The 10,665-nt window shown below is 60.9% G+C and carries 5 protein-coding genes; 1 reads left to right on the plus strand and 4 read right to left on the minus strand.

Features of this window, described 5'->3' with window-relative positions; all coding sequences use genetic code 11:
- Positions 1–44: 44 nt before the first annotated feature.
- On the minus strand, positions 45–758 hold the full coding sequence (locus tag HU811_RS19925; protein WP_092402922.1) for a FadR/GntR family transcriptional regulator: 714 nt from the start codon (positions 756–758) through the stop codon (positions 45–47).
- 302 nt (positions 759–1,060) lie between these two features.
- On the opposite strand from HU811_RS19925, the gene gudD reads away from it, so the two are divergent.
- Positions 1,061–2,404 (plus strand): glucarate dehydratase, encoded by a 1,344-nt coding sequence (gudD, locus tag HU811_RS19930; RefSeq protein WP_186657644.1) that lies wholly within the window; start codon positions 1,061–1,063, stop codon positions 2,402–2,404.
- A gap of 149 nt (positions 2,405–2,553) precedes the next feature.
- On the opposite strand, the gene glgB is transcribed toward gudD, so the two are convergent.
- From glgB to HU811_RS19945, 3 genes are all read right to left on the minus strand, one after another.
- Positions 2,554–4,788 (minus strand): 1,4-alpha-glucan branching protein GlgB, encoded by a 2,235-nt coding sequence (gene glgB / locus HU811_RS19935; RefSeq protein ID WP_186657646.1) that lies wholly within the window; start codon positions 4,786–4,788, stop codon positions 2,554–2,556.
- An 11-nt stretch (positions 4,789–4,799) separates the two neighbouring features.
- Complete coding sequence (gene treS / locus HU811_RS19940) at positions 4,800–8,144, minus strand: maltose alpha-D-glucosyltransferase (protein ID WP_186657649.1); 3,345 nt, start codon at positions 8,142–8,144, stop codon at positions 4,800–4,802.
- A gap of 200 nt (positions 8,145–8,344) precedes the next feature.
- Positions 8,345–10,342: an alpha-1,4-glucan--maltose-1-phosphate maltosyltransferase gene (locus tag HU811_RS19945; RefSeq protein ID WP_092402928.1), complete on the minus strand. Its 1,998-nt coding sequence runs from the start codon at positions 10,340–10,342 to the stop codon at positions 8,345–8,347.
- Positions 10,343–10,665: the final 323 nt, after the last annotated feature.

Below are 10,665 nucleotides of genomic sequence, written 5' to 3' on the forward strand. Positions count from 1 at the left end.
GCGGGCTTGCTCGCGAAGGCGGTGGGTCAGGCGACGATGAGCCTTCAGGTCCCCGCGCCAAACCGATCACGGCTGTTGGTCAGGTGCAACCACATGGCGGCGCGGGCGGCGTCCGGGTCCTGGCGCTTGATGGCATTGAAGATCGCCTCGTGCTCAAGGTTGGCCAATTGAGCCAGCTTGCCCAAGTCTGCTTGACCGCGCTCGACCACGTTCACTCGGGTTCGGGGAATCATCTCACTGCCCAGATGCTGCATGATTTCAACAAAACAGGTGTTGTCCGTGGCTTGCGCAATGAGCAAATGAAAGCGCCGGTCGGCGTCGACGCAACTGTCGTTATTGCTGAGCAACCGCTGGTAATCATCCAGGGCCTGGCGCATCTGCTGCAGTTGGCGTTCGTTGCGGCGCACGGCTGCCAGGGCCGCTGCCTGGGTTTCCAGGCCCAGGCGCAGTTCCAGAATCCCCCGCACACCGGCGGCGGTGTCGACATTGAGCCGCAGGCCCGGCTCACCGGTCTGCTCCAGCACAAAGGTGCCGATGCCGTGGCGAGTTTCCACCAACCCCGAGGCCTGCAGTTTGGAGATCGCCTCGCGCACTACCGTGCGGCTGACCCCATGGGCCTGCACAATGGCACCTTCGGACGGCAGTTTTTCCCCAGGTTTCAACTGCCCCAGCAAAATGCTCTGGCTCAGCTGAGCCACCAAGTCATGGGCCAGGTTGTGGGTGCGTTTGCGCGGCGTTGCCTCGATGTCTGGCTGCATGGGCGGTGGGTCCTCGAAACGGAGCAGGCGGGTCGTGAGGTAAAAACTCCACGCCCCTTAGCTTGTATGACAAGTGCAATCATCTCAGTCATCGAACGATTCCGCCAGCGCTAAACTGATCTCCCGCATGTTCTTTTCCTTGCCAAAAAATCCAGCAAATAAAGGTGTTTCCGAGTTTTTAAGGCAAACCATCCAAAAAAACCGACCAGCCTCCCTTGTAAGATAAAAAAATCAAGTTGTATGATGTCTATCAACATCGCCCTCCTGCGATGCCCCGCATAAAAACAACGAGTGGGAAAAACATGCAGACCCAAGAAGCCACCAAAGCCCCCATCATCACCAGCATGCAGGTCGTGCCGGTGGCCGGTCATGACGGCATGCTGCTGAATCTCAGTGGCGCCCATGGCCCGTTCTTTACCCGCAACATCGTCATTCTCAAAGACAACGCCGGCCACACCGGCGTGGGCGAAGTGCCCGGCGGCGAGCGCATTCGCCAGACCCTCGAAGATGCCCGCTCGCTGGTAGTCGGCAGCCCCATCGGCACCTATCAGAAAATTCTCAACACCGTACGCCAGGCCTTCGCCGACCGGGATGCCGGTGGTCGTGGCTTGCAGACATTCGACCTGCGCATCACCATCCACGCGGTCACCGGCCTGGAAGCGGCGTTGCTGGACCTGCTGGGCCAGCACCTGGATGTACCGGTCGCCGCCCTGCTCGGCGAAGGCCAGCAGCGTGATGAAGTGAAGATGCTGGGTTATCTGTTTTATGTCGGTGATCGCCAGCAGACTGGCCTGCCCTACCGCAGTGAGCCGGACGCCGACAACGACTGGTTCCGCGTACGCCACGAAAAAGCCCTGGACGCCGACGCTGTGGTGCGCTTGGCCGAAGCCGCTCATTCGCGTTACGGCTTCCAGGACTTCAAGCTCAAGGGCGGCGTGCTCAAGGGCGACGAAGAAATCGAAGCGGTCACCGCCCTGGCCGAACGCTTCCCCCAGGCACGTATCACCCTGGACCCGAACGGCGCTTGGTCACTCAAGGAGGCCATCCGCCTGTGCCGCGACCAGCACAAGGTCCTGGCTTACGCCGAAGACCCTTGCGGTGCCGAGAATGGTTATTCGGGCCGTGAAGTGATGGCCGAATTCCGTCGCGCCACCGGTCTTAAAACCGCCACTAACATGATCGCCACCGATTGGCGCGAAATGGGCCATGCCATCACCTTGCAGTCGGTGGACATTCCCTTGGCCGACCCACACTTCTGGACCATGCAAGGTTCGGTTCGAGTGGCGCAGATGTGCAACGAATGGGGCCTGACCTGGGGCTCGCACTCCAACAACCACTTCGACATTTCCCTGGCGATGTTCACCCACGTAGCTGCGGCCGCACCGGGTGACATCACGGCGATCGACACGCACTGGATCTGGCAGGATGGCCAGCGGCTGACCAAGGCGCCGCTGCAGATCCAGGGTGGCTGCGTACAGGTGCCGAAAAAACCGGGACTGGGGATCGAGCTGGACACCGACCAATTGGCCAAGGCTCATGAACTGTACAAAGGCATGGGACTTGGCGCGCGGGATGATGCGGTGGCAATGCAGTACCTGATTCCGGGCTGGACGTTCAACAACAAGCAGCCGTGTCTGGTGCGCTGAACGATCACCGAATCTCTGTAGGTGAGCCCATATTGTGGGAGCGGGCTTGCTCGCGAAGGGGGCCTGACAGTCACCGTTGATGTCGACTGTCAGACCGCTTTCGCGAGCAAGCCCGCTCCCACAGGGTCACTGCGTGATAGGACCCGCGACTAACCCTCCGGCCGCAGAATCAATACCGCCAATGGCGGCAAGTTGAGCTCCAGCGACAGCGCCTGGCCATGGCTGGCCACTTCTTCGGTGAAGGCACCGCCGCTGTTGCCGTAGTTGGAACCGGCATAGGTGTCGGCATCACTGTTGAGCAATTCCACCCAGCGCCCGGCAAACGGTACGCCGATGCGGTAGGCCGCGCGCGGCACGGGCGTGAAGTTGGCAACCACCAGCACCGGCCGGCCTTCCTTGCTCCAACGCAACCAGGCGTAGACGCTGTTGACCGCATCGTCACCAATCAGCCACTGGAAACCCTGAGGCGCATCATCCTGGTCGTGCAGCGCCGGCTCTTCGCGATAGAGACGGTTCAGGTCGCTCACCAGCTTCTGCACCCCACGGTGCTCCGGGTATTGCAACAGATACCAGTCCAACTGCTGGTCGTGGTTCCACTCGCGCCATTGGCCGAACTCGCAACCCATGAACAGCAGCTTCTTGCCGGGATGGCCCCACATGAAGCTCAGATAAGCCCGCAAGTTGGCGAATTTCTGCCAGCGATCGCCGGGCATCTTGTCGATCAACGAGCGTTTGCCATGCACCACTTCGTCATGGGAAATCGGCAGGACAAAGCGCTCGGACCACGCATACATCAGGCCGAAACTCAGTTCGTTGTGATGGTGGGCGCGGTACACCGGGTCCTGCTGGATGTAATGCAGCGAATCGTGCATCCAGCCCATGTTCCACTTATAGGCAAAACCCAGGCCGCCCTGTTGCGTGCTCTGGCTGACGCCCGGCCAGGCGGTGGATTCTTCGGCGATCACCAATGCACCGGGGGTTTCCAGCGCCACCACGTCATTGAGGTGCCGCAGAAAATCGATGGCTTCCAGGTTCTCCCGCCCACCGTGGCGATTGGGCACCCACTCGCCGGCCTTGCGTGAATAGTCGCGATACAACATCGAGGCGACGGCATCCACACGCAAACCGTCGATGTGAAAATGCTTTAACCAATGCAGCGCCGAAGCGAGCATGAAACCATGCACCTCAGTTCGCCCCAGGTTGTAGATCAGCGTGTCCCAATCCTGGTGGAAGCCTTCGAGCGGGTTGCCGTATTCGTACAGCGCGGTGCCGTCGAACTGGGCCAGCCCGTGGGTGTCGGTGGGAAAATGCGCCGGTACCCAATCGAGAATCACGCCGATGTCGGCCTGGTGACAGGCGTTGACGAAGGCAGCGAAATCGTCCGGTGAGCCGAAACGCGCCGTCGGAGCAAATTGTGACAGCGGCTGGTAACCCCAGGAGCCCCCGAACGGATGCTCCATGATCGGCATCAGCTCGATGTGGGTGAACCCCAGGTCCTTGACGTAAGGGATCAGCCGTTCGGCCATTTCATGCCAGGTGTATTGCCGGGCGACCTCTCCCGCCTCGTCGATTTCGCACTGCCAGGAACCGGCGTGCAATTCATAGATCGACAACGGCGCGCCCGGCAACTGCCGCTCGCGGCGATCCTGCATCCACTGCTCATCCTGCCACTCGATTTTCAGCGGCGAGGCAACCTTGGAAGCGGTATCCGGCGGCATTTGGGTGGCCAGCGCCACCGGGTCAGCCTTGAGCGGCAGAATGCCGTGGGCGCCGAGGATTTCATATTTGTAACCCTCGCCTGCGCCCAGCCGCGGGATGAACAACTCCCACACCCCGGACGGATAACGGATGCGCATGGGATGCCGACGCCCGTCCCAGACGTTGAAATCGCCCACCACCGAGACGCGCCGCGCATTCGGTGCCCATACGGCAAAGCGCACGCCGTCGACACCATCGACCGTGGTCAACTGCGCGCCCAGACAGGAACTGAGGTCGCGGTGATTGCCTTCGGCAAACAGATAAAGGTCCATTTCCCCCAGAAGTGGCCCGAAGCTGTAGGGGTCTTCGGCCACCTGCTCACCGCCGGCCCAGCGGGTGCGCAACAGGTAGGGCTGGGCGCGGTCGAAATGGCCGACGAACAGACCCGGGGTTTCGCTGAGCTGCAAATCGCCCAGTACTTCGCCGCCATCGCGGGCCAGCACTTGCACACTCAAGGCGCCGGGCAGGTACGCCCGGATGAACTGCCCGCCGGCACCATCGCCGTGGGGACCGAGAATGGAAAACGGGTCCTGATGTTCTGCGCGCACCAGCGCGTCGATGTCATGGGGGGACGGCAGCAACGACTCTTTGGCCTGCCCCTGTGGTTCTTTGTTCGAGACACTCATGATTCTCTCCACTAAATCGGTCCGGCTAAGTCGGAAAAGGGTTTCAGCCCGCTCAATAACCCGTACAGACCGTGCAATGGCACGGGCAGCCAGGCGGGGCGATTCTCGGCTTCATAGGCCACTTCATAGGCCGCCTTCTCCAGGCCGAACAACGCCAGTGCGGCGTCTTCGCCTTCAGCATCCTTCCACTCATGGGCAAGACTAGCTGCCGCCAGCCGATATGCCTCAACAAATGCCTGACGGGCCTCTTTCAAATAACGATCAGCCACCCGTTGCCGCGCCGCGTCGGCGTCGGCGGTGCTGTCGACGGTGTTCAGGTGGATCGCCATGGCGGCTGCGTAATCGAAGGAGCGCAGCACGCCGCTGACGTCCTTGTACGGGCTGTGTTTGCCGCGGCGCTCATGCAGTGGTCGTGCCGGCTCGCCCTCGAAGTCGATCAGGTAGGCGTCGCCCTTGATCACCAGTACCTGCCCCAGGTGCAGGTCGCCGTGAACGCGGATGCGCAAGCCACCAACAGCCTTGCCGGCCAGTTCCTGGATGTGCGCCAGAACGGTCTTCTTGTGTTCCAGCAAGCGTGCGACCAAGGCCTGGTCCGCCGGATTCAATTGGCCCTGGTTCTGCTTGAGCAGGCGTAAGGCGTTTTCTACCTGTGCGGCCACATCCTTGCCGATGGCCTGGGCTTCCTTGGCATTGGTGGCCTGGGGCGCGAAGTCCGGATCATCGGTGGCCTGGGCCAGTACCTCGTGCATTTCCCCCAAGCGCTGGCCGAGCATGCCAGCGAAGTCCTTGAGTTCGCCCAAGGCGTTGTAGTGCTGTTCCTGCTCGGACACGGCATCGGCCAACTCATCACGCAGGGCGCGCTCGAGGTTGTTCTGGGTCCATTCCCAGGCGTCGCCCTGATTGCTTAAATAGCCTTGGGCGATCATCAGCAGTGCATCTTCGCCCGCGGTATCGCGGCGGATCACCGAACCGAGCAGCGGCGAAATATTGCTGAAACCTGCGGCGGTCAGGTAGGCGCTCATTTCCAGCTCCGGGTGTACGCCCGACGCCACTTTGCGGATCAATTTGAGTACAACACTGCCGCCCACCACCACTGAACTGTTGGACTGCTCGGCGGACAGGTAACGCACCTCCGGCTCATCTCCCAGGTTCAATGGGGCTAGGCCTGCGGTGGGCTCAAAGCGCAACTCGCCCTCGCTGCAAGGCAGCACTGTACCGGCCTGCATGCCTTGCAGGACCGCCCGCACAAAACTTTCCAGGCTGAACGCATCGGTGATCAAACCGACCTGACGCACCCGGCGGACCCGGGACAGCGCCAGTTGCTGTGGCAACGCCGCGCCCACCTGGTCCTCGGCCAGCAGACCGAAGGGCAGTTGATAACGCAGTGTCTGGCCAGCGCTGGTGACGTCGACTTCGCTCAGCAGCACCGGATGCTGCGGATCGCCGAAACGCACGCCATAGACAATATTGACCTTCTCGATCGCGCTGTCTTTGCCGGCAAACCAGCGACGGTTCTGCAGCCAGCTCGGCAGGATAGCCTGCTCCAGCGTGGTGCGCGACGGTGCTTCGAGCAACTCTTCCAGGCGTTTCTTCAGGACCAGAGTGGTAAAGTCCGGCAAGCTCTGGGCCGGCTCCACATGCCAGCTCGGCATCTGGTTTTCTGTTGCCAGGGCAAACCAGTAGAAACCATATGGCGGCAGGGTCAGCAGGAAATTCAGCTGGCCGATGGGCGGGAAGGCGTTGCCCCCCAGCATCTCCACGGGAACCATGCCGGCATAGGCCGACAGGTCCAGTTCGGCCGCTTGGGCGCTACGAGACACGTTGGCCACGCACAGGATGATTTCGTGCTTGCCATCGGGGCCGGTGTATTCGCGGGTATAAGCCAGGATCCGTCGGTTGCTCGGTGACAGCATCTTCAGCGTGCCACGGCCAAAGGCCTTGGACTGCTTGCGCACCGCCAGCATCCGCCGGGTCCAGTTAAGCAATGAATGAGGATCGCCGGCCTGGGTCTCGACGTTGACCGACTGATAGCCGTATTGCGGGTCCATGATCGGCGGCAGCACCAGGCTGGCCGGGTCGGCGCGGGAGAAACCACCGTTGCGGTCGATGGACCACTGCATCGGCGTGCGCACGCCGTCGCGGTCGCCCAGGTAGATGTTGTCGCCCATGCCGATTTCATCGCCGTAGTACAAGGTCGGCGTGCCAGGCATCGACAGCAGCAGGCTATTGAGCAACTCGACACGGCGGCGGTCGCGCTCCATCAGCGGCGCCAGACGTCGACGGATCCCCAGGTTGATCCGCGCTCGACGGTCGGCCGCGTAGTAATTCCACAGGTAATCGCGCTCCTTGTCGGTGACCATCTCCAGGGTCAACTCATCGTGGTTGCGCAGGAAAATCGCCCATTGGCAATTGGCCGGAATTTCCGGGGTCTGGCGCAGAATGTCGGTGATGGGGAAGCGGTCTTCCTGGGCCAGCGCCATGTACATGCGCGGCATCAGCGGGAAGTGGAACGCCATGTGGCATTCGTCACCGTTCAAACCCTGGGCGTCGACATCGCCGAAGTACAACTGGGTGTCTTCCGGCCACTGGTTGGCCTCGGCCAACAGCATACGGTCGGGGTAGTTAGCATCAATCTCGGCACGGATCTGCTTGAGGACGTCGTGAGTCTCGGGCAGGTTCTCGTTGTTGGTGCCGTCGCGCTCGATCAGGTACGGGATCGCATCCAGACGTAGGCCGTCGATGCCCATGTCCAGCCAGTAGCGCATCACCGACAGGACGGCTTTGATCACTTGGGGGTTGTCGAAGTTGAGGTCCGGCTGGTGGGAGTAAAAACGGTGCCAGAAGTATTGGCCGGCTACCGGATCCCAGGTCCAGTTGGATTTCTCGGTGTCGAGGAAAATGATCCGGGTCCCGTCGTACTTGTGATCGTCGTCGGACCAGACGTAGAAATCCCGCGCCTTCGAACCCGGCTTGGCTTTGCGCGCGCGCTGGAACCATGGATGCTGGTCGGAAGTGTGGTTGATGACCAACTCGGTAATCACCCGCAGATTACGCTTGTGGGCTTCAGCGATGAAACGCCGCGCATCGGCCATGGTGCCGTAGTCGGGGCTGACGCCTCGGTACTCGGCGATGTCGTAACCATCATCGCGCCTGGGCGAAGGATAGAACGGCAGCAGCCAGATGGTGTTGACACCCAGATCGGCGATGTAGTCGAGCTTTTCGATCAGACCAGGAAAATCACCGATCCCGTCGTTATTGGAATCGAAATAGGATTTGACGTGGACCTGATAAATCACCGCGTCCTTGTACCAGAGCGGGTCTTTGATAAAGGTGGCAGACCGGGGTTTCTTCGCCATTTGCAACTCCTGAGAAATTCTGTAAAGCCGCTGAAACAGGCTTGTTAGGTCTTTTTGTGGCGAGGGGCTTTATCCCCGCTCGGCTGCATTCCCTGTAGGAGCTGGCGAAGCCTGCGATCCTTTGATCTTGTCTTTTCGCTTGAAACTCAAGCGCCAGAGCAAAGATCGCAGGCTTCGCCAGCTCCTACAGGGGGCACGCCTCAAGAGGCGCTGATCCGCCATATCCCGAACGGTTGGTACGCCGGGTCGATGCGCATGAACTGGTACTTGCCGTACCACGTCCAACGATGCCCGCTCATCAAATCCTCGCCCTGGGTCTGGGCATCGTCCGGCAGCCCCATCTCCCACAGCGGCAATTCGAAGTTGGCCTCCTGCGGGTTGTGCGGGTCGAGACTCACGGCCACCAGGATGAAATTGCTGCCGTCGGCGGTGCGTTTGCCGAAGTACAGGATGTTGTCGTTCCAGGCGTTGTAGATCGTCAGGCCCAGGTGCGTATGCAGCGCCGGGTTCTGCCGGCGGATGCGATTGAGCTGAGCGATTTCGGCAATGATGTTGCCCGGCGCGGTGAAGTCCCGGGGGCGGATCTCATACTTTTCCGAGTCGAGGTACTCCTCCTTGCCCGGCACTGGCGCCGATTCGCACAACTCAAACCCCGAATACATGCCCCACAGGCCCGAGCCCATGGTCGCCAGGGCCGCGCGGATCAGAAACCCGGCGCGCCCCGACTCATGGAGAAACGCCGGGTTGATGTCCGGCGTGTTGACGAAAAAGTTCGGCCGGTAGCACTCGCGTAACGGGGATTGGTTGAGCTCGGTGAAATACGTCGCCAGTTCGGTCTTGGTATTGCGCCAGGTGAAATAGGTGTAGCTCTGGGAATAACCGACCTTGCCCAGGCGCGCCATCATGGCCGGCGTGGTGAAGGCTTCGGCGAGGAACATCACTTCAGGGTGCTGGGCCCGCACATCGGCAATCAACCACTGCCAGAACGGCAACGGCTTGGTGTGGGGATTGTCGACGCGGAAGATCTTCACGCCTTCATTGACCCACCCCACCACCACGTCCCGCAGCTCCAGCCACAGGCTGGGAATCGCATCCGCGGCGTAGAAATCGACGTTGACGATGTCCTGGTATTTCTTCGGCGGGTTCTCCGCGTATTTGATCGTGCCGTCCGGCCGCCAGCTGAACCAGCCCGGATGCTGCTTGAGCCACGGGTGGTCCTGGGAACACTGGATGGCAAAGTCGAGGGCAATTTCCAGGCCGTGGTCGGCCGCGGCCGCCACCAGACGCCGGAAATCCTCGCGCGAGCCCAACTGCGGGTGAATCGCCTCATGACCGCCCTCCTCGCTCCCGATGGCATAAGGGCTGCCCGGATCGTCGGGACCGGCGGTGAGGGAGTTGTTCGGGCCCTTGCGAAAGCTGCGACCGATGGGGTGGATCGGCGGAAAGTACAGCACATCAAAACCCATGTCCTGGATCACGGCCAGACGCGAATGCACGTCATTGAAGGTGCCATGCCGCTGGGGATCATCGGTGATCGAGCGGGGAAACAGCTCGTACCAACTGGCGAACTCGGCCAGCTTGCGCTCGACGTCCAGAGGATATTGCGGGCTGAGACTCAAGTAGGGCCGATGATCGGCCTGGGACATGAGAGCGGCACTGCGCGGCGCCAGGAACAATGCCACCTGCTCGGCGGGTAACAGGCCGGAGAGCTCATGGTGCAACGCGGTCAACTGCTCCCTCAGCTCACCTTCACTACGCTCGGCCGCCATCTGCACCTGATTGCGTCCTTCCTGCAATTCCAGGCTGATGGGCACCCCGGCAGCGAATTTTTTTTCCAGCTCATAGCGGAAACTAGCGAACTGATCGATCCAGGCCTCGATGCGAAACACATAAAAGCCCTGCTCAGGCACATTGAACTGGCCTTGCCAGCCGTTATTGCCCAGCTCGGTCATGACCGCGCTGTTCCAGGATTCATCCTTCAGCGCGCGCCAAAGAATATGCACGGCCAGTTTGTCATGGCCATCGGCGAACACTTTACTGGTCACCGTTACGTCCTGCCCGGCCACGGCCTTGGCGGCGAATTGCCCACCCTCGATGACCGGCATGGTGCTTTCAATGGCAATACGTGGCAGTAACAGGGCCTGGGACAGTGGCAAGTGCGGGTTGTACGACAGGTCAGTCGGGTGTTCAGCAGTCATCGAGCATCGCTCCTTTTACGCCCCATGGACGTTGTGGCGGTAAAGGCCCAGTAGTCCTTGAAAAAATGGATCCCTGAAAAAACTCACTTAAACTCCGAACCGAACCCACGGTTAAAAGTTCAGAGTGATTTGCCCTGATGACAGCGGGATCAAACCAGGCGCAAGGTGGTCAACAAGGTTAAGCACGACTCAAGCCATGTGCGTCACGGAGACCCGTCCTGATGAATATTCCCATCCCGGCTGAAACCCCCGACCCCAACATTGACGACCCCACCCTGCCGCCACCCGGCCCTGAGCCGGAACCGATTCCGGAACAAGACCCG

The organism is Pseudomonas tehranensis (genome assembly GCF_014268615.1).
Classification (GTDB): domain Bacteria; phylum Pseudomonadota; class Gammaproteobacteria; order Pseudomonadales; family Pseudomonadaceae; genus Aquipseudomonas; species Aquipseudomonas tehranensis.